Below are 25,050 nucleotides of genomic sequence, written 5' to 3'. Positions count from 1 at the left end.
GATGAACGCGCATACCGCATTGGCAGCGCTTGCCGGTAACTATGGTCATGGCGACATAGTGGCTCCGCATCGGCATGAAGAGGGTCAACTGGTCTATGCCATTAACGGTGTGATGCTGGTATCGGTCGTCGGGACCACCTGGGTGGTGCCTTCCGGGCATGCGCTCTGGGTCCCTTCGGGGGTGGAGCACCAGATCCGCATGACCGGCGAGGTGCGCATGCGCACCTTGTTGATCTCACCGGGCGCGCACCGGACGTTGACGGAGGAATGCCATGTTCTCAAGGTTTCGCCGCTGCTGCGGGAGTTGATCATCGCTGCGGCCGATGAACGTGACACTGAATCGGCCCTGTTGCGCCATGTGCAGATTGTCGATCTGATTTTCTCGGAACTCGACAGGGCGCAGAGGGTGCTGGCGCATGTGCCGATCCCTGATGAGCCAAGGCTCAAGTCGCTGTGTGCCGACTTCATCGACAACCCTTCACAGGAGTCGAAACTGGAGAGTTGGGCGGTGCAACTCAATATGAGTTCGCGCACCCTGGCGCGGCTGTTCCAGAAAGAGTTGGGCATGAGTTACGGGGAGTGGCGCAAGCGCACTCGGCTGTTGCTCAGCATGCAACGGCTGGCCTGCGGTGTATCGATCCTGGAAGTGGCGTTGGAGCATGGCTACCAGAGCCCAAGTGCGTTTACTGCAATGTTCAAGCGCACAATGGGCTACACCCCGAGCAACTGCCGCCTGGTCTGATACACCTCGGCGAACGCGTAACCCCAATCGAACATGGCCCCGCCTTCAGGCAGGGCCATGTTTTCGCGTGTGCCCGGCCCGTAGGCGCCTGCGATAAGGCGGTCTACAGGCACATTGTCCAAATCGAAACGATGGTTGTCTGGAACTCGGGAGATGCTCGGCCCGGTGCTCTCTTAACCTGCGTCTCTACTTGGCATTCTGGGTTTTTTCGATGGGTTCGCCTTTTTTCTGCGCACGACATGGTCGTCTTTCGCTCCTGGGTGTGGCGGTCGTCTTGCTGGCGGGTTGTTCCTCTTGGGTCGCCCATACACCCGCACAGCCACACCCGGAGCGCATCAATGTCCTGAGCCGTCTGCCGCAGGGTGTTTCGGCCCAAGCGTTACCCGACCATTGGTGGCAGTTGTATAACGATCCGAAACTCGACGCGCTGGTGCAGCAGGCATTGATGCATAACCGCGACCTGGCGGCGGCCCAGGCTCATGTGCAATCAATGCTGGCCGGGATCATGCAGGCCGATGCCGAGCGCTGGCCGTCGACTCAGGCGTCACTGGGCGCCGAGTACGGCAAGACGGCCGATGATCAGACACTGGCCAAGGCGACCGATAGCCATGCGCCGTCACAGTGGGCGTTCAACCCAGGCTTTGAACTGGCTTATCAAGTGGACGTCTGGGGTCAGGTCCAGCGCAGTATCGAGAGGGCCCAGGTTCAGGCGGCTGCAGCACAGGACGCCGAAGACTTGTTACGCATCACGGTGGTGGCGCAAACCACTCGCGCCTATGTCAATGCCTGCGCCCTGGGGGCGCGCGCCAAGGTCCAGCGCCATTCGCTGGAAGTCGTCGGGCACAGCTTGGCGTTGACCGACCGCCAGCGTCAGGCCGGTGTGGTGACAGATCTCGAATACACCCGAATGCAGGCGCTGCAGGGCGAAACCCTGGCGTTGCTGCCGATGTTGGAAGCACGTCGGCAAGCAGCTCTGTACGAACTGGCGATGTTGACCGGCGTGGCCGACCTGGAACAAGGCGCTGGCGCCGCGACCTGTGAGGTCGTACCGCAACTCAATGCCGAACTGCCGGTGGGCGACGGCTGGCAATTACTTGCGCGCCGCCCCGATATTCGTCAGGCCGAGCGAGCGTTGCAGGCGGCCACGCTGCAAGTGGATATCGTCCAGGCCGACCTGTATCCGAAGGTGACCTTTGGCGCTTCAGTGTCCTCATCCGCCAACAAACCCCATGAGCTGGGAGACAGTAGCGCAGTGATGTTTGGCATCGGTCCGCTGATTACCTGGCAATTCCCCAACTGGCGAGCCAATCGCGCGCGGGTCAACCAGGCCAGGGCGTTGGAGCGGGTGGAAGTGGCGCAATTCGAGGCCAGTGTGCTCAAGGCACTCAAGGACGTACGCCAGGCCCTTGCGTTGTACGACGGCGAGCGTCAGCGCCACGCCGCCTTGAGCCAGGCCCTGGATAGCAGTCGTCAGGCCTACAAGTTGGCCCAGTTCAATTACAACGCCGGCTCTATCGACTTTCTCGACGTGCTGGACAGCGAGCGTGAGCTGATCCGCTTGCAGGCCACACGTGCCGATGCCGATGGCCAGCTGTTGCAGCGCCAGATCAGCCTGTTTCGCGCGCTTGGTGGCGGTTGGCAGTCCTCCTCTTCCGCTACCCAGACCGCTGCGCCCAGCCGCGCTTCCGTCAATTTTTCCGGTACCCAGCCATGAATATCGCTGTCGATGAAAAAACCGTTGTCCAGGACGAGCAGGAGAATGTGGTCGAGCAACTCATGCATGCGCGCAAGCAACGGCGCAAACGCAACCTGATACTGCTGGGAGGCGTTGTGCTGTTGATCGCAGCGGTAGCGTTCGGGGTGTACTGGATGACAGTGGGGCGTTACCTGGAACAGACCGATGATGCCTATGTGCGTGCCGACTGGATTCCCATCAGCCCGAAGGTCTCCGGATATGTGGCCCAGGTCTTGGTGGAGGATGATCAGCCCGTCAAGGCCGGAGAGGTGCTGGTGCGCATCGAGGACCGTGATTACCAGGCCCGCTTGGCGCAAGCCCGCGCACAGCTGGCTGAAACCCAAGCCTCGGTGGCGGCGCAACAGGCCAACCTGCAAGTCACCGACAGCCTGATTGCCCAGCAAAAGGCCGGTGTGCTCCAGGCTGAGGCTCACACCCGCAGCGTGGCTGCCGAGCTGCGCCGCGCAAGTCTCGATCAGCGCCGATACGAAGGCTTGGTGCGCGAACACGCCGCCAGTGCCCAGCGTCTGGAAACGGCAGCCGCCAGCTACACCCAGGCCAACGCCGCGGTGGAAATTGCCAAGGCCATGCAACGTCAACAGGAAACCCGGTTGACCGTTGCCATCAGTCGGCGCCAATTGGCCGAAGCCTCGCTCCAACAACAGATTGCCCGGCGCGGCCAGGCCGAGGCGCAGTTGAACCTGGCGACTCATGCGCTGGAAGACACCTTGATCCGCTCGCCCATCGACGGGGTCGTGGGGCAGCGCAAAGTGCGCACTCGCCAATATGTCGCACCAGGTTTGCCGCTGCTGGCAGTAGTGCCCTTGCAGCAAGCCTATGTGGTGGCCAACTACAAGGAAACCCAGTTGCGCGACATGCGCGCCGGTCAGGCAGTAGATATCAGCGTAGACAGTTACTCGGGGCGCAAGCTCAAGGGCCATGTGGTGAGTTTCTCGCCAGGTTCCGGGGCCGTGTTCGCGCTGTTGCCATCGGATAACGCCACCGGCAACTTCACCAAGATCGTGCAGCGCTTCCCGGTGAAAATCGTCATCGATGAGCATGACGAGGGCGGGCCTATCCTGCCGGGCATGTCGGTGATCACCACCGTTGATACCCGACCAGCCAACCAGGGCGCGGCACATGACTGAGGTCGCTGAAAAGACCGTCTCCTTTCGCGCCTGGGTGGCGGTGATCGGCGGGCTGTTCGGCTGTTTCATGGCCGGCATGAACGTGCACGTGACCAGCGCCGCGCTGCCGGAAATCGAAGGTTCCCTGGGGGCGACATTCGAGGAGGGCTCGTGGATCTCCACCGCGTACCTGGTCGCGGAAATCGTGATGATTCCGCTGACTGCCTGGCTGGTCCAGGTGTTCTCCCTGCGCCGGGTGATGCTCGTGGGGTCGTTTGTGTTCCTGGTGGCGTCTATTGCCTGTTCCTGGGCACCCAACCTGGAAGTGATGATCATCATTCGGGTGATCCAGGGCGCCGCTGGCGCGGTGCTGATCCCCTTGTCATTCCAGTTGATCATCACCGAGCTGCCGCCCAGCAAGATTGCGATGGGCATGGCCTTGTTCGCGTTGTCCAACAGTGTTGCCCAGGCCGCCGGACCGTCCATTGGCGGCTGGTTGACGGATGCCTATTCCTGGCGCTGGATTTTCTACCTGCAACTGGCCCCCGGCATTCTCTTGTTGCTGGCGGTGGCGTGGTCCATCGATGCCAAGCCCATGCAGTTGAGCCTGCTCAAGCGCGGCGACTGGGGTGGAATCCTGGCGATGATCGTCGGCCTGGGCGGCTTGCAGATCGTGTTGGAGGAAGGTGGGCGCAAGGACTGGTTCGGCTCCGATTTTATTGTGTGGATGTCCCTGATCGCGGGCATCGCCCTGGTGTACTTCGTGCTTTCGCAGTTGTATGGCAACCGTTCCTTCATCAACCTGCGCCTGCTCAAGAGCTACAACTTCGGGGTGGCCAGCGCGGCAATGTTCATTTTCGGCGGGGCTACCTTCGGCCTGGTGTTCCTGGTACCCAATTATCTCTCCCAGTTGCAGGGCTATAACGCCCGGGAAATCGGCATCAGTCTGATCGCCTACGGCATGGTGCAGTTGGTACTGGCGCCGTTCATGCCGCGACTGATGAAGTGGCTCAACCCGAAACTGATGGTCGCCAGCGGCTTTTTTATCATGGCCCTGGGGTGTTACCTCGGTGCGCACCTGGATGTCGATAGTGCCGCCAACGTGATCATTCCTTCCACGGTAGTACGCGGCATCGGACAGCCACTGATCATGGTGGCGCTTTCGGTGCTAGCCGTGTCCGGCCTGGCAAAAGATGAAGCCGGTTCCGCTTCCGCCTTGTTCTCCATGCTGCGCAACCTTGGCGGGGCGGTGGGCACCGCAGGGTTGACGCAGATCGTCGCCATGCGCGAGCGCTTTCACTCCGAGCGGGTGGGGGAGTCGATCACGCTGTTTTCCCCGTCCTTGCAGGAGCGCCTGCGCGCCAGCATGGCCGGCAGCGAAGATTTCATCTTCAACCAATTGTTACCTGCCCAACAGCAGGTTCTGGAAGGCCTGATCCATACCGTACGTCGTGAGGCGTACTTGATGGCATACAGCGATGCGTTCTACGTGTCCTGTATCGCGTTGATCTTGTGTGGTGTGGCGGCCTTGGCATTACGTCAACAAGCGAAGAGTTGACCAGATTATGCCCGCCAGCAATGGGCGGGTCTTTGTCAGTGAGCAAGAGGGAACTTGAATGGTAAAAAGGCGCATGGCCTCTTCATAGATTGATTGCTTACTTAGCGATTACATATAGATTGTTTGCACTCCGAATGGGGTGTCGGCCAACTATTGCCTGACGAAGTTGATGTTATCAACTTCGGTCGGGCTTCTGTTGTTTGTATGTTTATAGTTTTGAAATAAATTGTATTAATCTTCTAAAAAACACTTGCCGAACGTCATGGACTTCCTCTAAGTTTTGTCTTGCTTTGGCGGCTTGGGTTTTGCGCTAACGAAGCATGAGCCTATAACTAACTTGAATAAGACTTAAGTGCTGGCCGGCAATGGCGAGACAGGCCTACTTGTGCCTGGAAAAAGATAACCAGGTAAGTCTCGCGTGGTCAGACCTGACTAAAGCTTGATAAGGAGCGCAACATGGAAAATAAAAAGTCGCTGTTGAACGCAAAAAAATTAGAACTGGGCAACCATCGGATCTTTGCTGAAATCAATTCCTTGCCGGTGCTGCGTGCCTTTATGGAAACCCATGTGTTCGCGGTGTGGGATTTCATGTCTCTGGCCAAGCGCCTGCAACAGGACCTGACCTGTACTCGTCTGCCTTGGCTGCCGCCGTTGGACCCGGCGGCCGCGCACCTTATCAATGAGATCATCCTTGGCGAGGAGTCTGACCAGAACCTGCAAGGCGGTCATTACAGCCACTTCGAACTCTACCTGCACGCTATGCGGGAAGTGGGCGCCAGCACTGACAAGATCGAATATTTTGTCAAACTGATGCGCGACGGCGTCGACCTGCAAACGGCTCTCACGCGTTGCGGCGCTGGCCTGGCAGCCTCTGCCTTCGTCACCGACACCATCGAAACCGCTATCTACGCCTCCACCCACAGTGTTGCCGCCGCCTTCCTGCATGGCCGTGAAAGCGTTATCCCCGAGATGTTCCAGCGAATCCTCGATGATTGGGACATCACCGCAGACGATGCGCCCACCTTCCGGTACTACCTGCAACGCCACATCGAAGTCGACTCGGAAGACCACGGCCCGGCGGCGGAAAGCCTGTTGGCGCGGCTGGTCAATGGCGATGCCCAGCGTCAGGACGAAGTCTACGTGTCGGCGATTGCTGCAGTGCAAAGCCGTTTGACCTTGTGGGACAACTTGCGTGTGGCCATGCGTGAAACTGTCAGTGAGTGCGTAGCATGAACTTCGAAGTCATCGAGGCTGACCAGGCCCAGTGGTTTGAGGTGAAGTCGGAACGGGACATTACCCTGACGGTATTCAAGGACACGTTGGACCCTGTGACGAAAACCGGTGTTCGTACGCGGTTGGTACGTTTCCATCCAGGGGGCGGCACGCGTGAAATCTACACCCATGATTATCACGAAGAAGTGTATTTGATTGAGGGCGACCAGACCGAGTTGGCAAGTAAGGATCGCCCCGAGAAAACCTACCGCGACGGTAGTTACTTTTTCAGGGCTGCGCACACCGAGCACGGACCGTTTAATTCAAAGGACGGATGCCTGTTGTTTGAAGTGCATTACTACTGATCGTCATGAACAAAGGGGAAGATTCATGAGAGCTGAAGAGTACCAGTCATTTTCCGAGTCGTGGGAGGAGCGGGCGACCATTCGTACGCGGCCGAGACGACGCCTGGAAGATGATGGGAAGTTGATATTTCCGATCAGCCGCCAACCCTTGGTCATGGGCGCGACATTTATACGGGAATGCGCTCACTTGCAGCACTTTGTGCTAGTTCAAAGCTTATACAAGTTCATTAATGATGTAGTGATTTTTGAAACGGAAATTGTCGACAAGACGGCCAGGAGCATTGCGAAAGATAACTTCGCTATACGCTTCCCGTTTGCCTGTCGATATGACGCGATGACCGTGGTGGTCGATGAGGACTATCACGCCCTCGTGGCGATGGATTACATGCAACAGACCATCGAGCTGACCGGCATCGAACCCATTGCCTTGCCAGCGGAAATCGAACTCAGCCGTTCGATTCCCAAGGCATTGGCCATGGCGCCCGAGCACCTCAAGGCGGCCGTCGAGTTGATCTGTGTCGCCATTGCGGAAAACACCCTGACCAATGATGTCGCCGCCTTTGCCCGCGACGACTCGGTCAAGGCATCGGTCAAGGGGTTGATGGCAGACCACCTGGCTGACGAGGGGCGACATTCGGGCTTCTGGGCCAAGTTGACACGTATCTACTGGAGCACTGCGAGCGAGGAGGACAAGCGGACGCTGGCCTCGATCATGCCGGTGTTCCTGGGTGAGTACCTGACCAATGAGATCCAGCAGAGGTTTGATTTCGCTCTGATCGAGCAACTGCCGGTAAGCCCAGAGGTCAAGGCGGCCTTGCGTCAGGAGGTCGAAGGCATGAGTTTTCCGATCACTGCGTCTCACCCGCTGGTAGGCAACATCGTCCGATTCTTCAAACACAGCGCCCTGCTCGACGCTCCCTGCATGCAGGATGCGCTCGCCGATTATCTGCGCTAGAGGACAACTTCAATGAGACATCTTGATATCGTTCTGTGCGGGCGCAGTCATGCGTTCGCCTGCCTTACGCAAGAGCTGGAACAGATGGGCCATACGGCTCACCTGCTTACCAGTGATAACGCCATTGATCTTTGCCGGTTACCGGCGCCGGACTTGCTGATCGATGACGGCAGCACGGCGCAACCCTCGCATTATCCGTCGTGTCACCGCCTGTCTTTGCGGGCGCACTTCGACGATGTCAACGATGTCTTTGCGCCCGTGCGGGTGGACTGCCTCTGGCGTCCTGGTGATGGCGACTGGATGGTGCTGGGGCGCCGCGAGGTCTGCGCCAATACCGCCGGCAACGGCGCCGACCTGGCACGCGAAGCGGTTGCGCAGGTGGTGGAGATGGCCAGTATGCACATTGGACGTTTCTCACGCAGTGCCGACTATCTTGAGGTGCCCCGTGAGCCGGTGCAGGCGATCGACCGGCTGTCGAGCCTGACTCTGCTCGACAGCCTGGCCTGGCGCCATCGTCACAATGCAACTGTCAACGCCGGGATCCTGGAGGAGGCCAAGCGCCCCTTTATACAACGCCTGGCCGATAGCCTGCTGGCCAATGCCGAGCGCAACGCCCTGAAAGTGCAGGGGCGTGGCATGTCCTACGCGCAATTGCATGCCTATAGCGTGGCGGTTCAGGAGCGCTTGCAGCCTTTGCTTGAAATCTCCGCTGGCGGGGTGACGGTGGTCGCTATCTCGTTGCCTAAAGGCACGGCGCTCTATGCGGCGATCCTGGCGGTGCTCGGGTGTGGCGCGGTGTACTTGCCCCTGGACCCGAACCATCCTGTCGAGCGCCGCGCGGCGATCCTCAAGCATGCCGGTGCCAGCTTGCTGATTCAGGACAGCCAGGCAGACAACCCACTGCCGGGCCTGGCCACCCTGGACATCAGCCACCTGGATTTCTTTCACCACGGCGCCCAGGGTTACAGCCGGGTAGCCCTGGCCCCGGATCAGAGCCTGCTGCGAGTAGCGCTTACCGGCTCGGCGCCTTGCGTGGCGATCTACACCTCGGGTACCACCGGGCAACCCAAGGGCGTGTTGCTGACGGTCGACAACCTGAGCCACTTCTGTGCGTGGTATGCCCGCTATGTGGAACTGAGCCATCACAGTCGCGCCTTGCAGTTTTCCACCATCAACTTCGATGCGTCGTTGCTGGATATCTTCCCCACGCTTATCCAGGGCGGCGAGTTGATCGTGCCCACCGAAGACCAGCGCCGCGACCCGGTGGCGCTTGCCGAGTTGATCCAGCAAGAACAGGTCACCCATGCGTTCTTGCCGCCGGCCTTGCTCAGCATTATTCAGCTCGAGTCGCTGTACGGCATGCAGCACCTGGTGACGGGCGGAGATGTGTGCGAGCCCCATGTGATCGAGCAACTGGTGGGCCATTGTGCGCTGCACAATATTTACGGCCCCACCGAGACCACGGTGCTCGCCACCTGCCGCACTTTCCAGCCCGCAGACAACAATCGCAACCTGGGCGTGCCGATTGCCAATACCTCGGTTTACCTGCTGGATGAACACGGCCAACCGGTAGGCGAAGCGGACAGCGGTGAGATTCACATCGCCGGGCCCGGCGTGGGGGCGGGGTACTTGGGAGCCCTGCAAATGACCGCTGAGCGTTACCGTCTGCATGAGTTGCCCGACGGCCAGCTGGTGCGCCTGTACCGTACCGGCGACTTGGCGCGCTGGACGCAGGAAGGCGTCCAGATCATCGGGCGCCTGGATAACCAGGTGAAAATTCGCGGGTTCCGGGTCGAGCCGGAAGAAATCGAGCACCTGCTGCAATCGAGCCAATTATTCCGTCAACTGGCAGTGGTCATCGATAACCAGCGGCGCATCCTGGCGTTTTTCTCCCAGCCCCAAAGTGCCGAGGGGCAAGTGGCCAGCGAACAGTTGCAGGCTTATGCGCTCAAGCATTTGCCCGACTACATGCGCCCCAGCGCCTACTGCCTGCTGGAGTATCTGCCGGCCACGGCCAATGGCAAGATCGACCGCAAAGCCTTGAGAGACCTGCCAGTCAACTACAAGACCCAAGGGCCGCACCTGGCACCCCAGAACGCCACCCAGCAGCAGTTGCTGGAGCTGTGGTCCAGGCTGTTGGACCTGCCTGCGCCGGATATCTCCGTGGATGACAGTTTCTTCAACCTGGGTGGTCATTCGATCCTTTTGTCGCAGATGCTCATGGGCATTCGCGAGACGTTTGGCAAAGGGGTCTCGATCAACCGTTTTATCGAACAACCCACCCTGGTCAACCTTGCCAACCTGATCGACCAGGACGTCGAGGCCACCGCTACGGTCAGTCCCCAGGCGCTGCAGGACGCGATGATCCGGCCTGAACTGGATGTGTTGCCGATCAGCCGGCTGGGCAACATACACAAGGTCATTGTGACCGGCTCCAATGGTTTTCTCGGCGTGCATATTGTCGAGGCACTGCTGGAACTGGGCAGTACCGAAGTGGCTTGCCTGGTTCGCGAGTCGGCAGGGATGAGCGCCCAGCAGCGCTTCGAGCAGGCGCTGATCCAGAACCGTCTCGAGCATCTGGACCTGAGCCGCGTAAAGGTACTGGCGGCGGATATCAGCAAGCCGCGCCTGGGGTTATCCGAGCAAGACTATGAATGGCTGGACCGTGAATATGGCGTGTTGATCTATAACGCGGCCAACGTCAACCACGTGCTCGACTACGAGTCTCTGGTCAAGGACAACGTCACGCCTGTGCTCGAATGCCTGCAACTGTGTGAAGGACGCAGCAAGAAGATTTTCAACTTCATCTCCACCCTGTCAGCCTCAAGCACAGTGGATGAACAGGGGCGGGTGTTGGAAGAGCCGCCGGCGTTCACGCCGCCGATCTACATTCGCAATGGTTACAACCTTTCCAAGTGGGTGGCTGAGCGCATTTTGTGGAATGCCAGCGAGTCGGGCGTCTGGGTCAACCTCTATCGCCCGGGAAACATTGCGTTCAATACGCGAACCGGGGTGTGTCAACCGCACCAGAACCGCTTGATGTTGATGCTCAAAGGCTCATTACAGCTTAAGGAAGTGCCCGAACTGGCGCTCAATTTCGACCTGATGCCGGTGGATTTCCTCGCCCGGTTCATCGCCTTTCATGCCAGCCGCCATAACCGTTCCAAAGCGGTGTTCAACCTGCACAACCCGCAGCCCCTGTCATGGACTCACTATCTGGAAGCGTTTCGCGCTGCCGGTCACGACTTCCAGATGGTCCCGGTGACGCAATGGCAACAGCGCCTGTCGGCTATCGACAGTGATAACGCACTGTTCGGCGTGGTCGGCTTTTACCTCAATGGGTTTGAAGAAGACATTGGTGATATCTCGATGATCGAGTACCGCAATGCGCTCTCAGGCATCCAGAACATGGGGGAAGACTACCCGGCCAAGAACAGCGCGCTGCTGCAAAAAGGCTGTGACTACCTCAAGCAAATCGATTTCATCTAAACAAAAAAGGAGCTTTCTCATGGAACATTTTGAACCCGATACCTTGGTCCGCAACCCGGTTGGCAACCCTGTCGTCGCCAGCGTGATCGTGAACGGCGATGCCCGCAGCGTGTGGAAGATCGTCGGAGATTTCGCAGGTTTCGCCAAATTTATCCCTGCGCTGTCCCACATTGAAATGACCGGCGAGGGCGTACGTTCGGTACGCAAGAAGCTGTTCAAGGACGGTAATGTGGTGATTGAGCAACTCAATACGCATGACGACCAAGCCATGGCCATGACCTGGTCACTGATCTACACGTCGTTGAATATCGGCAACCTGTGGGCAGTGATGCAGGTTGTTCCTCAAGACGAGAACCAGAGCCTGGCGACCTGGACTATCATTGGCCAGCCCTACACCGGCGGTAAGGAAGACGTGCCAGCGTTCGAGGCTTTCCTGCAAGGCTTTGCCGATAGTGCGATGAAAAATGTACAGGAACTATTTATCTGACTCTAAAGCGCCTGTGCTGATGTAACCAAAAGTCCATGTACGAGTTGGACCGCAGCAGCGCAGCCCGTTTTGGTATCCCAAAATAGCACCGGTGGGCTCGGGAAACGCCTAGAGTTCAAAATGCTTCTACGGAAGCTAATAGCCCTGAAGTCCTTGGTTTCAATGGATTTCAGGCACAAACAAAGACGTCCGTGGACGTCTTTGTTTGATCATTTGGGCCGGGGTAATCTGAACAAGATCGATAATTTATTGATTTATATAGATTTCAATATTTTTGATTTTTGTTTGGAATACTCTTTGGAATACCCAGCCCCCTCGCCACGCTCTGAGAGCTGACGCGTTAGGGTAGTTCAAAATAGATACCCTTATAGACGTTGCATCTGGATTCCGTCTCAGTCATGAAATTTAGGATTTTACTTCACTCGGCTGGTGATTATTCGGACGCATGCGACCTACCTAAGAGTCAGGCGACTTTAACGGTTCGCTTCTTTGCAGCATATGCAGCCAGTTGTTCAAGCGCGTACTGGATAGCATAGGGCGCTGGTCGGTAGGTCGCCGACTCTTCGCCGCTCAAGTAGTAGCGCATGACCCGGTCCGTGATGCCGAGGGTAGTCGCTGCTGCTTTTTGGGTGATGCCCGCCGTCTCGAGGAGATCACGCAGGTAATCCGGGGACGGGTTGTGCAGTGATGCGTCTGGCTTTCGAAGGTGCATGTTGTCAGTCCCGTATCTCATATAATCGGGTTGGTGGTGTCCGACGAAAAACTCAATGCACTAGTGTTTGTGCCGTTGGCGTTTACTCGCCTACGGACTCATATACAACAGCGGTGCAATGCTCTAGCGCCACGCCCAGTATGTTTTCAGTTGTCGATGAGCAACCCCAAGCAAATACACACCAAACTCCGGCCAGAGGTCTTCTATCTACGAGCATGTTGACTAGTGTTTATTCATATCCTTCCGTGTTAGCAGTGTGAGACCGCGGAATTGCAAAAAAATACTCATCATCTGCGTGCGGATCGAACTCAGGGCGAGCGATACGACCTTGATCCAAAAGGTATTGGAGCACGTCGCGCACTTCCAGCCATCCATCTGGCTTAATCAATTTTAGATTTTCTATGGCTTCGCTTATTTCTCTCCAACCAGTATTTTGTGGCTTGATGACATCCAGTAATGTACTCAGGACCAGTTGCTGGCGTTCGACTTGATTCATATTGGACGATGGTGAGACTTCGTTTGTTGATGCCATTGCGTTGCTGCTGGCATCGATGCCGTATTCGTGAATGAATTTGTAAGCTTCTTCGCGGCTCATGTCGCCCTTGATGATCTCCACGCGATCCCGCATTGGTTTGTCGTAGTGAACAACAGTGACATCATATTTACCTCCGCTGACTTGAACGGAAATATTAACCCCCGTACGTTCTCGAGCTTCTAATACTGTGCGTTGTTCTGCACGCATTTGGACTTCTTCGTCAGTAACAATGTCCCACTCAGGGCGCTCAAACAGATCAGGGTACACGCGATGTTTGGTCGCGAAGTAGCGCTTGGATATCTCAATGCAATTTTCACGGTTGCAGTTTGGCGTTTTGATCACATAAAGAAATGGTGTCTCCAGATTTTTTTCGCGCCAGTTACTACATTTCCGGAAGCTGGAAAATTTGACTGTTTGATACAGCTCGCCATTATAGAAAATCTCAAAATCCAGAAGCGTTTCAGCAGGTCTGACTGTTTTTTTGATGCTCATATCGTCCTGCTCCATCGTTTTGGGCGCGCGTCGTTTATCTTGATATATTTTAGGAACAGTGTTCCTTTGCGGCAAGGGCTTTTTTACGCATTCACGCAACTAGGTGCGGAGGGTTTAGCGCCAGACTAAAATCGATCTCATCGTGGTTAGGCAAGCGTCCAAATCTGTCGAGTCGCGACGTCTGATGCGCAACCAAGGCCGTCTATTTTTCTTTGAATTTTCATACGCGCGGCCGCCTACCTCTCGCGAGAGCGTATTAACACATAATTTAACGGCTTTTTGAAAATTTCAGGCAGACCATGAATACGCATGCAAGAGGGGATTCATAATTCACGACCTCGCGATCTCAGGGTTTTGTAAGGCTGCCGGCTCTGTGCCACTATCTCTGCCCCTGACTTGGATGCAGGCGATGTTCCTGATTCGAGTTTTCTTCCGCCGAATACAGTAGGGATGCTAATGGCTGATTACAGTATTGACCCAGCGTACGACAAGTGCCGCGCGTTCATTGATGGTTGGCGCCTGAAAAGCAGGAGTTGGGAGGATATCGCCCGGCTCGGCCGGATGGGAGAGTCACTTGAGAAAATCAATGGCTGGTTCCTGTCGCAAGAGGAAATGGACGACTGGCCTTCGCTGGGCAATAGCCCTGAAGAGCGGTTTGAACGCTGGAAGGAGATCGTTCGGCACAAAGAGCAGGCGGAACAGCAATCTGTCGCCGCGGCGAGGCCCTTGATCTTTGTGGGGGCGGAAGAGGCCGAGCCGGGTATGGCAGTGCCGCAAGATGCGCGAAGTGCATGGCAACTCTACAAAAAACACCTCATCGCGCAGGGCTGGAAGGAAACCTCAGTCGATAACATTCAGAGATCTGCCGTTCGCGTCCTCCAGCGCCTTCGTCAGACCACAAAAGATCGTGTGGCCGTGAAAGGGCTTGTGGTAGGGCATGTACAGTCCGGCAAAACAGCCAACATGGCTGGCCTGATTTCTATGGCTGCCGACTATCGATGGAACCTGTTCATCGTCCTGACCGGGACGCTAGAGAATCTGCGGGTGCAAACCAGTAAGCGCCTGGTTGGCGACTTGTTCCAGCATGATGGTAACGTCAGTTGGAAGTCTATCGAGCATCCGTCGAGGAACAGCCCCTATGGTGCTCGTGCGCAGGACATGCAGTTCGATCCAGGCCGAAGAGATCGCCATCTTGTTGTCTGCCTGAAGAACCCGGCGCGACTGAGGCATCTCATTGATTGGATCAAGGCACATCCCTTGGGGATGTCACAGATGCGGCTTGTAGTGATTGATGACGAAGCGGATCAGGCGGGTATCAATTCGAATGACGTTACGAAGGCGGAGCGTACGGTCATCAATGGGCTCATCCTGAAGTTGATCAGTTTGCCGCTGCAATGTGTGAATTACGTCGCGTTCACTGCCACCCCCGCTGCCAACTTTCTCAATGAGGGGCCTGGCGATACCCTTTACCCAACGGATTTCATAGCGGTGCTACCCCAGGCAGACGAACATTTCGGGCCCGTGCAGATTTTCGGTTCCACCGAAAATGAGAGAGAGCCGCTTGGAATCGTTCGTGAAGTAACTCGCATGGACCTAGAGCAGGTAGCCAGTCTTCACAAGGGGGATGACCTGACCCTGCCTCCGGCGCTGGAAGAAAGCTTGATCTGGTACCTGTGCTGTGTGGGTGTGATGCGATTGTCCGGCGCTGCAAAACCGGTAAGCATGTTGATACACACCAGCGCAAGGCAGCTTCATCATGATTACATGAGCGAAGCGGTGCAGGCAGCTCTCAACACGTGGTCTAAGTATAATGATGCTCAACTGGCCGACACTTTCAGGTCTGTGTGGGATAGGGTTTCGTCAGACTTGGATGTTGCGCAGTTTGGCGAGCGTTTCCACGACTATGGACGACTCTCCGAGCTTTCTGAGCTACCGGCTTTTGACAGCTTCTTCGAAGAAATTCGGACGCTTCTCGATACGGTGACGGCCATCCAGCTGGACGCTGACTCCAAAAGGACGTACCACCGCGGTACCCACGTGTGTGTCGATAACTGCGCCAATAATGGGGTAACCGATGAGAACGAAATCCGACGGTTATTTTACCCTGACGCATCGCAGGGTCTGGATTTTTGTACGGCGTTCATCGTTATTGGAGGCGGCACGCTCTCTCGGGGACTGACGATTGAAAATCTGGTCAGCACCTTTTTCCTTCGAGGCTCGGCCCAGGCAGATTCCCTTATGCAGATGGGGCGCTGGTTTGGTTACCGCAAAGGCTACGAGCTGTTGCCGCGCATCTGGATGTCCGATGATACGAGAGAAAAGTACGAGTTCATGACAGTCGCGGAGGAGGAGCTTCGTGACGATCTCGATCGTTTCATGCATGGCGGCGCCAAGCCTGAAGAGTTCGGGCCTCGCGTGCGTGTACACGCGAGCCTCGCTTGGATTCGTCCGACAGGTGCGAATAAAATGCAGCGCGCGATCGAGGCGGCATTCGACTTTTCGGGAATCAATCGGCAAACCACCGTCTTCCATGACGGCGAGGATGCTGCCGTCCTGCTCGAAGCCAATTTGTTGTTAACTGAGAAATTTTTGAGTTCGGCTGGTGCCGACCTCGAAAAGTCCGATTTAAAAGGGGCGAGCAGTCTTGTCTGGCGTGAGGTTGACGTAAGTCAGATAGCCGAATACTTGGCAAGTCTGTCGTTCCACCCAGGGAATCAGTTCTTCTCCGACATAAAAGCGTTTTTGAAGTGGCTCGGTGAGCACTCTGAAAACGCCGGGTACAAGAGCTGGAACGTCGTGGTAGCTGGCAGTTCACCGAGTCCGAAAAATAGCTGGAATATTTCTGGTCAGGCTGTGGGTCGAATCAACCGCAGCCGATTCGCTGATAAACGTTCGGATGATGGCGTCTCCATTGGAGCGTTGCGAGATCCTAAGGATCTCCTAGCTGACACCCGTGACCTTGAAGATAGTGATCTTTCGAAGACGGGTTTCAGTAGTTCCCTTGTGGCAGAGCTCCGACGTAAAGGAGGGGTCGGAACAATACCTCAACTGCTCATTTATCTGATCGACAAAGTTAGTGATTATGTTGCTCCTACAAAAGTAACTCCAGCGCCGCGCCGAGTGAGGCAATCGCTTAATGCCAAGGCGCACATCGTAGGCATCAGTCTTTATTTGCCGGGCTCGCAAGGTAAGAAGAAACACTACGTCACTCATGTGACGGTCGATATCCCAGATACTTTCATGGCCTCGGAAAATGACCTTGAAGAAACGGTAGGCGTGATCTGACCCATGAAGTATTACAGCCTCCAACTGCAACCCATGCAGGAATCCGGTGCATTCCTGCTTCGCGCACTGCAGAACGAAGAAACGCCTTTGCTTGACCTGCTGGTACGCGAGTCGGTTCAGAACGCGCTCGACGCAGGGCGCAACGGTAATCAGGCTCTGCCGATTTCGGTGGGTTTCCACATTCGCGAGCATTCGCTGGATGCCATCGCCTCCACTTTCAGCGAAGGGCTGAACCTAAAGACGCTCGGAAATCGCTATCCCAGTACTCCGAAACTGCTTGAAATTCGAGATTCAGACACTGAGGGACTTACTGGGCCAATGAGCTTCGACAGCGTGGACGCTAATGGTCAGCATGGCAATTTCCTGAAGCTCGTGTTCGAAGTCGGCCGGACTCGCACAGATGATAGTGCGGGCGGTTCATGGGGGTTGGGTAAGACCTGCTACTTTCGCATGGGTGCTGGCCTAGTCATCTACTATAGTCGGATCAATACGACTGAGGGGTTTGAAGAGCGACTGGTGGCTTCGCTGGTCGAAGATGAACACCGTATTGACCGCCTTCAGCTCGAGACGCAAACCGGCATTGCCTGGTGGGGTGCGAATGAAAGCTTGCGAGCTATCACTGCGCCCGAGCACATCCACGAGATTTTGAAAGCATTGGGTTCCAGTCCGTTTACTGGTAACACAACCGGAACCGCAATCATCATTCCATTGCTCAAGGAAAACCTGTTGCCCGTGTTTTGTGAGGAGGGTGTGCCTGCGCCATGGTGGTACAACAGTTACGAAAGTTATGTAAATGTTTCAATCCAGCGCTGGTTCAGTGCGCGGCTGGATAACCCTTTTTTCGCCAGTGGTCGATATCTGAGTGCGTCGGTGAACGGCAAGGAGATCGCCAGCTCGGACATGTTGCCGGCATTCCGGGTGAGCCAGTGCCTGTATGATCGTGCGGTTGGAGCGGCCCCAGAAAAGGGAGATTATCTGACGGGCAGAGGCGTCAAGGCTGATGATGTACTCTGCAGGGCCATTCAATTGCGCGGAGAGTTCGTTGGTAGCGCTCCTGCGGGCTGGCTGCTCGCCGTAGTGATAAGTCCACATCAGTTGCAGATGGATGCGCCAGACAACGTGGCTAGCCCGGAGACCTGCATCTTCTCCAAGGCAGACAGCGGCGCCCCCCATCGTCCGATAGTGACGTTCATGCGTTCTCCTGGAATGAACATCTGCTGGGATGACAGTATCGATTCGCGAGGTTGGGCCGGTGGTTTCGCGGGGTTCGCGGACGGCCGATACGTTATGGCGCTCTTTCTCCCAGATTCGGGACGGGAGCTCCTGCCTTCTCAAGCCAGAGGACTACGCTCGACTATACAGAATCTCGAAGGATATCTGCGAAGTTGCGAGCGTGCGGATCATGCCGCTTGGGTAGATGTAAATGGAGGGCGAGTCGTTGAGAAGATTCGTGCTCAGTGTGGCCGGGCCTTGAAGGAATTCGGCGTACCGTCCCAGCCCAGCGTGACTGTAAAACCTCTGATGCGGATGTCACGCAAGCTTGCCGAACTCGTACTTCCCAGTCGTGGATTTGGTAGCGATGGGCGATTTGGTAAGGCGGCTCCGCGTGCGGCCATTCGACAAGAGTCCAGAGGAGGTACGGTGCTTTCGCCCGAACTGGAGATCGTGGAAGTCAGGCATGAAGCATCCACCATCGTTATGAAGTGGGATCTGAGATGGGGGATGGTGCAGCCAAACATGCCGAGGGAAATCACTGTATCTGTAGACTCTGAAGCAGGACCTATCACTTTTGATAAATGGCTTGAGAGCGGGCTCGGTGTATTCCCTTTTCGGCTAGAGTCCCTCCGCATCAGTAGCGCGACCTTTTCTGTAAAAAGTATTGAAGTTGCTGGAAGTAGCGGCGTCAGACTCACAATTGGTGCGGCGTCTGTTCTACCGGGACTTATTCTCGAAGGGGAGCTTAACGTCAGAATGACCGAGTCCGGTGGCAAGTTATTGCGGCCGGTGATCAGCGTTCGGATTTCGGATACAAGTGGAGTTGCGGAATGAGTACGCGACTTCCGCTTTACAGAATGCTGTATGCCCCACTCGGCGGCGTAAGCGAGTCGGAAGTGAAATATCTCTTCCGGTCAGATGACGGTATTGATCCAGGCGCGGTGCTGGTGAGTGGCGATCAATATGCCTTGGGTAAAGATAGTGACTGGAGCCCGGCCGAGCACCCCTTGGCGGTTCGATGTTTGATCGAGCGCGCTCCGCTTCTGGAGGCCATTTTCGGTACCGATGGTGTAGTGAGCACGGACTCTGAAGTTTTGCTTGCGCTGGAGTGGGCATCGGCGGATTCCTGCTGGCGAACGCTTGGGTCCGTTCGTGGGCTGCGGTACGAAGCACAGAGCGAGGACGTGGTGCTCGACATCGAACTGGCGGCCGGAACGGTCAGGGGTAGCGGTCTTCTATCGGTTCAAGCATTTCTAGGCCAATACACGACAGAGTTCGCTCCAGGGTTTGCGCATCAATCAGGCGCACGACTGGGCCTCATAACACAACCAATCGAAATCGTGATTGACGGTGATGGCTCCCTTTTTCCTGTGCTGGAGGAGTCTCTGGGCGCAGATGGGCCGCTGTGGGAGTTGAAAGCTTCTTGGAGTGATCCGCAGGATGAACCATTCTCCAGTGAATACGTCGCCCTTGTACTTAACAACGCCCATCCGCATTTCGAACAATTACGCGATCGCCGGGCTCCTAATATCGAGCAATCGCCGTTGATGCGTCAGGTTTTTGCAGCCTGGCTTGCACTGGTCATTGCCCAAGTCAAGGAAGACATGGGCGCACAATTCGATACGTATCTAGGCGCGTCCGATGCTGATGAAGGTATCGCAAGTATTGCGGACGCAGTTCGCTCATTCATTCGATTAGGTGATCTGAACACAGGCTCACTTCCGGGGTTGTTCGCTTCTACCCAATGTTGGCTTGATCAGCGTGTACGGGAACTGGAGAAAGAGGCATGAGTTTCCCGACATTGAACCTCAAACTATCGCAGCGCCACTTTGACGAAATGGTTAAAGTCGACGCGTTTCTACCCCATTTGTCTGATCTGGGTATGGAAGAAATACGCCGCCAACTACTCGCCGTCGTGTCGGTGTATGACCCCACCGCGAGAAGCAACCTCTCAGGCCCCGGGGCCTATGACATGAAAGTTGGCCTTGCCCTGTACCGGATATTGGCAGAGGCCGGCATGGACATTCGAACCGCCGCAGATGATGGCTGGTGGCGCTTTCTCTCCCTACGTGTGCTGCCGGATTTGGTGAAGAGCCGTTGGGATAGCGCGCCACCTGTGCGGTACTGGAAGGGACGAAGCCGCATCTGGTTGCGGGCAATGTGGTGGACCGTCCATCTTACGTGGCAGGGATCCGAGGAGAACACTCGAAAAGTACTGGAGAATGTGACCACTGATACGGTCGTGCAATTGGTCGAGCGCCCTGGTAAGGGTGGTTTTAGGATTGATCTGACACGGTTGATTTTCAAGATGCGCCAGCTGCGCAAGCCCTCCCAAGATCAGTTCAGGGCGATCATGAAGCTCAATACGGCGCAGATCGTGCTGAAGGAGCCCCTGTTTTGCGAGGGCGGTTTGTTGGGGTACGTGGACGCGCTGTTCACTGATGTGGGATGCATGCCCATTGATCAGGATAGTAACCATGACTGATCTGTTGAAAGAGATCCAAGAAGGATTTGCCAATCTCGACCATAGCGGCCGAATGTTGCCCATCATGGCTATGCCTGCAGCGTGCCCCGCGTGGGTTTTTAGAGAGGGCGACAGGTTCGGCGTTGCCGTTGAGTGCCCCGGACACTTGGACATTTCAGAAGGGTTCGCCGGCGCCAAGCTCCGGACAGTAGAGCGGGTAGTCGCAGGGCAGCATCGGCGCTTCCTACGGCTGGAGTCGTCCATTGAATGGCTCCGCAATGAGTTCGGACTGATCTGCGAGCATATGATCAGCGTCGGATCCGGTACTGCTGTACGCCAAGCGCTGCTGACTGACCCATTGGTTTGGTGGCACCGGTGGCGGCACCTGCTGGGCAATGCTGTGGTTGACAAGCATGGCTATGACTTACTTGCGGAACTGCTAGCCTTGGAAACTCTTGTCATCAAAGGGGCCTGCTGTGAATGGACCGGCCCTTTTGGCGGCGTAGTTGACATCAAGACTTCAGCGAGCGATTACGAGGTCAAGTCGACGATCAGCCGCTACGGGACAATGGTCAACATCTCTGGGCAGTTCCAGCTGGCTGCCTCATCCGGTAAGCCGTTACAGCTGCTTCACTTCAGATTCGAACCGGTCGACAAAGGTTTGTCGATCGATCTCGTTTGTGATCGTCTCATTGCGCTTGGCGTCGATGCAGACATGCTGGAAGGCGGTTTGCAGCGGCTTGGGATGGAGGCTGGATGTTCCGCGCGGAAAGAGGCATTCAACCTCATCGAGGCACGATCCTATAAGGTTGATGACAGTTTCCCCCGGGTAACGCCTGCGAGTTTTATAGATGGAGTTATGCCAGCAGGCGTTGTTCAGTTTGAGTATAGGGTAGATCTTTCTGGGCTGAAGTGTGAGCAGTTATAGAGTTAACTTTTATCGTGCCCCGGTTGGCGATCCAATGCTCAGCCATATATTCTCTCAACGATTCGGGTACGCATTTTCCTGTGAGGCAATTGTCACTCATTAGATAAACCAAGCGGAAAAAACAGTGCGTTCCTTTTGCCAATCGTGTGCGGTGACTGATAAACAGGTGACATGCATACCCCCCCCTTTGTGTATTTTCTCCGAGAGTCACTCTTCGAAGGGGTAAGCAGATGAACAATAGCTTTGCTCGGCCAACTAAGATAAGGCCACGAAATTAGGCACGTTCCAACTTCAGTAATTCTCAGGAGTCGGTACATATCCCTGCAATAAGATGATGCCGGCTAGAGGTTTGGTAAACACTGTCTAAGTGGCAGGTGATGCAATCGCGTCCAAGTATTTTAAAATAGCCGATTAGCCTTAGTAGTCGCGATCAGTCGGAGGATTCGCTAGGATAATCGGGCCAAGAAACGTACTGTTGATTAAAATCTGGCACTGCTTCCAGAAGCCATTTCATGTCTGTTTCTGTCTTGCGGATTCCGCACTCCCAAAGCTCGAAGACCCGCCAACCCTGTTGTAGCAGTTCATTTCTTTTTTCTATATCTCGCTTCACATTTTGCTCGAATTTCGCGTGCCAAAAATCTTCGCGAGAACTGGGTGTGGTCGTATACTTGCAATTAGGGTGCCTGTGCCAAAAGCAGCCATGAATAAATATGCAGAGGTGGTAGCGACGTAACACTACGTCGGGCCGACCTGGAAGGTTCCGCGGATGCAACCGATACCTGAATCCATGTCTGTGCAACAGCTTTCGTACTTTCATCTCGGGGATTGTATTGGTGCCGCGGATGCTTGCCATCATGCGAGACCTGACTTCTGTACTGACTACATCCATAAGTCTCTCCCCTGATGCTTCTGCTCTTTCTTAAGGATAAGACCTTTGAAACTTCGCTAGCGTTCCGAAGCCAATACAAATCATTATTTTTTTCGTGGGACGCGAGGGGATAGGCGATAGTTTTGCGTTGGCAGGCAACGGGCTATGGTTGAAATTGCGTTTTTCGCCGAAAAAGAGTCCCTAGCTGGGATTGTTGACAGCTCCAAAGCGCTCGACGAAGAGGGGGGGATCGCCACCAGCGCAGCCGCAGCCGCAGCTGCGCTGTGGTCTCAATCCTAGTACAGTGTCGCGGCTCGGCCGCTAAAGCTGTCGCCACTCCTGATTCTTTGAACAATGAAGCCCATGATTCAATACCAGAACATCCTTTTCCCGTCGAAGGTGATCGCCGAGCCAACTGCTGCAGTTGAGGGCGCTATTCAGATCGTCGACCTTTTTGCAGGCCCTGGCGGGTTAGGCGAGGGGTTCTCATCCTCCGGTGATGGCAAACACTTCGATATCATCGTTTCTGCCGAAATGGACTCTGTCGCTAGGAGGACGCTCAGACTGCGTGCTTTCTATCGTTTGCTCAAGCGCGAGTACCCTCGGGGGTTGCAGGATTACTACAGATACTGCAATGGAAACGCGACAGAGCCTAGCACCCCTGAAACTGCAGAGTTCTGGAGCCGAGCCGAGCAGGAGGCACGACAGATAACCTTGGGATCGGAGGATGGCGACAAGGAGTTAAATAAACTCATCAATGCAAGATTGAATCAGGAAGGGCGCCCGTGGGTCCTGATTGGTGGCCCCCCGTGCCAAGCGTATTCCATCGTTGGTCGCGCCAGAAACCAAGCCAAGCTGGGCTATGTTCCTGAGAATGATAACCGTCATTTTCTGTACAAAGACTATCTGCGCATCATCAAAGATTATCGTCCTACTGTTTTCGTTATGGAAAACGTTAAAGGGATCCTGTCGTCAAAGGTTGGAGGTAAAGGAATTTTTGCGCAGATTTTGAAAGATCTGGTGGATCCGACCAAAGCATTAGAAAATACAGAAGGAGGGCAAAAATACAAGATTTGTTCTCTAGTTTCAGAGGAGTCATTCAGCGATTCGGACTGTATAGAGAAAGTAAACCCAAAGTCTTTTATCATCGAAGCAGAAAAGTACGGGATTCCACAAGCTCGGCATCGCGTCATTCTGTTGGGAATAGCACTCGATGAAGACGGAAATGTTCCGTTTCATGATCTCTTGAAAACAGCCGAGCCAGTATCGGTGAGACAAGCCATCGGCGGCCTGCCGAAGCTTAGAAGCAAGCTGTCAAGGCGTTCGGACTCTCAAGAGGCTTGGTATCAAATTGTTACTGAAGAAGTAGATGATTTGCTGCATCATGCCGAACTTGAAAATGGCAAGCTCATTGCCCCTCTACGAACTACTCGTAAGGCACTTTTCAATGCGCCACAGAGCTCAGGTGGTGAACGAGTGCAAATAGAGCAGGGTCAAGGTGATACAGGTATACCATCTTTGAATTCTTGGTATCAGGATCCAAATATCAAATATTGGATAAGTCACGATGCTCGCGGCCATATGCGGTCGGATCTCCGGCGATACGCATTTGCTAGCACCTTCGCCGAGCACTATAAATACTCGCCCAAGGGCCATCAGCAATTTTCTCTTCCTGGTCTCGCTCCCGCTCACAAGAATTGGGAAAGTGGCAAGTTTAGCGACCGCTTCAGGGTGCAGCTTGCAGAACTTCCTGCAACGACTATCACCAGCCATATATCGAAGGATGGTCACTATTTTATTCACTACGACCCTGCTCAATGTCGTAGCTTGACCGTCCGCGAGGCGGCACGACTTCAGACCTTCCCAGATAATTATTATTTCGAAGGAAATCGAACTCAGCAATACCATCAAGTGGGCAATGCAGTCCCTCCTTTACTGGCAAACAAAATTGCGAAAATTGTTTATGATGTTGTATGTCGACGGGTTGCCGAACGTAAAAATCTTTCAGATAAAGGACCTTCCCAGAATGATTCGTCGCTGCTGTAGACCCTAATTTATCGCTCTTGGCCGAAAGCGGCTATCTTGAAGGGCCGCTTTTGAAACCGAAGCGGCACTTCATTTCTCGTGCGCTTATAGGTGAGTTTATTGGTTTGTTTTTTAGCATGCATGCATGTTGACTTTGGAAGGTGAGTGCTGGCTCTGGCGCGGCTTTGCGGAAGATATGTTATTAATCCAAATTCAACTGTCAAGAGAGAATTGAGTAATATAGTAAAGGGTTATGTTTCGTCCTTTTGGGCAAAATTCGTTTTCTATTGTGTATTTTAGGCTATGGTGAGTTGTAGTTATCTTATGGGTGAAGCGTCAGAGTCATGCCGCAGCAGTGCAGTACCAGCCTGAAAAAATCTAATAAAATCTTTCGTAGTCACCTTGGAACTCTCCGAGGGCGGCAAGGTTTGCTAGTACCGCCTTACTTGATACAAGTAAAAGTTGTGTGCGAACAGGGTTATCCCAGCCGGCTGCGCCATGCTTGCCGCCATGAAATAAGTTGTTGCGAATGGTCTTGATCGATCGCACGACTTTAGCAAGATCTGTTTTGCAATCTAACAACCCGACGGGTCGCCAGTCCAGCGTGCTATTCGCCAAGACAATCTGTCGCTCTGGGGCTGCTGCGAGTAACTCCTTGGCCTCATCAGAAGGATTGTATGCATCTGCATGCTCATTTACAAATTTATCCCAGCCGGGCTCAGCATTTGCACCTAGCTTATCATATTTCAGATAACCGTATTCTTTGAGACAGAACTCGAATCGTGAGAACCAATAAAAGAAGTCGAAGGCTAGCAATGAAAGCTCTTTAGTTATCTCGTCTTTGCGCATGAACCCT

19 protein-coding genes are annotated in these 25,050 nt (G+C 55.0%); 15 read left to right on the top strand and 4 right to left on the bottom strand.

The window, feature by feature from the left end; translation table 11 throughout:
* The first annotated feature begins 1 nt into the window (after nucleotide 1).
* The 9 genes from AC07V4_RS21700 to AC07V4_RS21660 all read left to right on the top strand — a co-directional run bounded on the left by AC07V4_RS21700 (nucleotide 2) and on the right by AC07V4_RS21660 (nucleotide 11,670).
* Entirely contained in the window at nucleotides 2-742 is a 741-nt protein-coding gene (locus AC07V4_RS21700; RefSeq protein WP_492638167.1) for an AraC family transcriptional regulator, read from the top strand.
* 211 nt (nucleotides 743-953) lie between these two features.
* On the top strand, nucleotides 954-2,456 hold the full coding sequence (locus tag AC07V4_RS21695; RefSeq protein WP_492638166.1) for an efflux transporter outer membrane subunit: 1,503 nt from the start codon (nucleotides 954-956) through the stop codon (nucleotides 2,454-2,456).
* Nucleotides 2,453-3,625: an HlyD family secretion protein gene (locus tag AC07V4_RS21690; protein WP_492638165.1), complete on the top strand. Its 1,173-nt coding sequence runs from the start codon at nucleotides 2,453-2,455 to the stop codon at nucleotides 3,623-3,625. Before AC07V4_RS21695 ends, AC07V4_RS21690 begins: the two co-directional genes overlap by 4 nt.
* The gene (locus tag AC07V4_RS21685) at nucleotides 3,618-5,162 is read left to right on the top strand and encodes an MDR family MFS transporter (protein WP_492638164.1); all 1,545 of its coding nucleotides are present in this window, start codon (nucleotides 3,618-3,620) and stop codon (nucleotides 5,160-5,162) included. The genes AC07V4_RS21690 and AC07V4_RS21685 overlap by 8 nt, the downstream gene beginning before the upstream one ends.
* A 456-nt stretch (nucleotides 5,163-5,618) precedes the next feature.
* Nucleotides 5,619-6,395, top strand: a complete 777-nt coding sequence (locus AC07V4_RS21680; protein ID WP_492638163.1) for a DUF3050 domain-containing protein — start codon at nucleotides 5,619-5,621, stop codon at nucleotides 6,393-6,395.
* Complete coding sequence (locus AC07V4_RS21675) at nucleotides 6,392-6,739, top strand: DUF4437 domain-containing protein (protein ID WP_057450903.1); 348 nt, start codon at nucleotides 6,392-6,394, stop codon at nucleotides 6,737-6,739. Before AC07V4_RS21680 ends, AC07V4_RS21675 begins: the two co-directional genes overlap by 4 nt.
* 25 nt (nucleotides 6,740-6,764) lie before the next feature.
* Nucleotides 6,765-7,694 carry a diiron oxygenase gene (locus AC07V4_RS21670; RefSeq protein WP_492638162.1) on the top strand — a complete coding sequence of 310 codons (930 nt, stop codon included), beginning with the start codon at nucleotides 6,765-6,767 and terminating at the stop codon, nucleotides 7,692-7,694.
* A 12-nt stretch (nucleotides 7,695-7,706) separates the two neighbouring features.
* Complete coding sequence (locus tag AC07V4_RS21665; RefSeq protein ID WP_492638161.1) at nucleotides 7,707-11,183, top strand: amino acid adenylation domain-containing protein; 3,477 nt, start codon at nucleotides 7,707-7,709, stop codon at nucleotides 11,181-11,183.
* 19 nt (nucleotides 11,184-11,202) lie between these two features.
* The gene (locus AC07V4_RS21660) at nucleotides 11,203-11,670 is read left to right on the top strand and encodes an SRPBCC family protein (protein WP_492638160.1); all 468 of its coding nucleotides are present in this window, start codon (nucleotides 11,203-11,205) and stop codon (nucleotides 11,668-11,670) included.
* Nucleotides 11,671-12,133: 463 nt separating this feature from the next.
* Here the strand turns inward: AC07V4_RS21660 and AC07V4_RS21655 are convergent, their stop codons facing one another.
* Together AC07V4_RS21655 and AC07V4_RS21650 are read right to left on the bottom strand one after the other, a co-directional pair.
* Nucleotides 12,134-12,382 (bottom strand): hypothetical protein, encoded by a 249-nt coding sequence (locus AC07V4_RS21655; RefSeq protein ID WP_099312313.1) that lies wholly within the window; start codon nucleotides 12,380-12,382, stop codon nucleotides 12,134-12,136.
* Between the two features lie 229 nt (nucleotides 12,383-12,611).
* Entirely contained in the window at nucleotides 12,612-13,409 is a 798-nt protein-coding gene (locus AC07V4_RS21650) for a hypothetical protein (protein ID WP_099312276.1), read from the bottom strand.
* 456 nt (nucleotides 13,410-13,865) lie between these two features.
* On the opposite strand from AC07V4_RS21650, the gene AC07V4_RS21645 reads away from it, so the two are divergent.
* Genes AC07V4_RS21645 through AC07V4_RS21625 form a run of 5 tightly spaced genes read left to right on the top strand, consistent with a single transcriptional unit; the run spans nucleotide 13,866 to nucleotide 21,301 of the window.
* Nucleotides 13,866-16,694 carry a Z1 domain-containing protein gene (locus AC07V4_RS21645; protein WP_158231130.1) on the top strand — a complete coding sequence of 943 codons (2,829 nt, stop codon included), beginning with the start codon at nucleotides 13,866-13,868 and terminating at the stop codon, nucleotides 16,692-16,694.
* Nucleotides 16,695-16,697: 3 nt separating this feature from the next.
* Nucleotides 16,698-18,743 (top strand): hypothetical protein, encoded by a 2,046-nt coding sequence (locus tag AC07V4_RS21640; protein ID WP_492638159.1) that lies wholly within the window; start codon nucleotides 16,698-16,700, stop codon nucleotides 18,741-18,743.
* Complete coding sequence (locus AC07V4_RS21635) at nucleotides 18,740-19,699, top strand: hypothetical protein (protein ID WP_492638158.1); 960 nt, start codon at nucleotides 18,740-18,742, stop codon at nucleotides 19,697-19,699. Before AC07V4_RS21640 ends, AC07V4_RS21635 begins: the two co-directional genes overlap by 4 nt.
* Entirely contained in the window at nucleotides 19,696-20,394 is a 699-nt protein-coding gene (locus AC07V4_RS21630) for a DUF6339 family protein (protein ID WP_492638157.1), read from the top strand. The genes AC07V4_RS21635 and AC07V4_RS21630 overlap by 4 nt, the downstream gene beginning before the upstream one ends.
* The gene (locus tag AC07V4_RS21625; protein ID WP_158231131.1) at nucleotides 20,387-21,301 is read left to right on the top strand and encodes a PD-(D/E)XK motif protein; all 915 of its coding nucleotides are present in this window, start codon (nucleotides 20,387-20,389) and stop codon (nucleotides 21,299-21,301) included. The genes AC07V4_RS21630 and AC07V4_RS21625 overlap by 8 nt, the downstream gene beginning before the upstream one ends.
* A 430-nt stretch (nucleotides 21,302-21,731) precedes the next feature.
* On the opposite strand, the gene AC07V4_RS21620 is transcribed toward AC07V4_RS21625, so the two are convergent.
* Nucleotides 21,732-22,154 carry a very short patch repair endonuclease gene (locus tag AC07V4_RS21620; RefSeq protein ID WP_492638202.1) on the bottom strand — a complete coding sequence of 141 codons (423 nt, stop codon included), beginning with the start codon at nucleotides 22,152-22,154 and terminating at the stop codon, nucleotides 21,732-21,734.
* Nucleotides 22,155-22,532: 378 nt separating this feature from the next.
* Between AC07V4_RS21620 and AC07V4_RS21615 the strand changes: the two genes are divergently transcribed.
* Complete coding sequence (locus tag AC07V4_RS21615; RefSeq protein ID WP_099312290.1) at nucleotides 22,533-24,215, top strand: DNA cytosine methyltransferase; 1,683 nt, start codon at nucleotides 22,533-22,535, stop codon at nucleotides 24,213-24,215.
* Between the two features lie 357 nt (nucleotides 24,216-24,572).
* Here the strand turns inward: AC07V4_RS21615 and AC07V4_RS21610 are convergent, their stop codons facing one another.
* Nucleotides 24,573-25,043, bottom strand: a complete 471-nt coding sequence (locus AC07V4_RS21610) for a hypothetical protein (protein ID WP_492638156.1) — start codon at nucleotides 25,041-25,043, stop codon at nucleotides 24,573-24,575.
* Nucleotides 25,044-25,050: the final 7 nt, after the last annotated feature.

It is taken from the genome of Pseudomonas sp. GW821-FHT03A09 (genome assembly GCF_059421065.1).
Note: the sequence above shows the minus strand (reverse complement) of the source record. Positions and strands in the feature narration are given on the sequence as shown.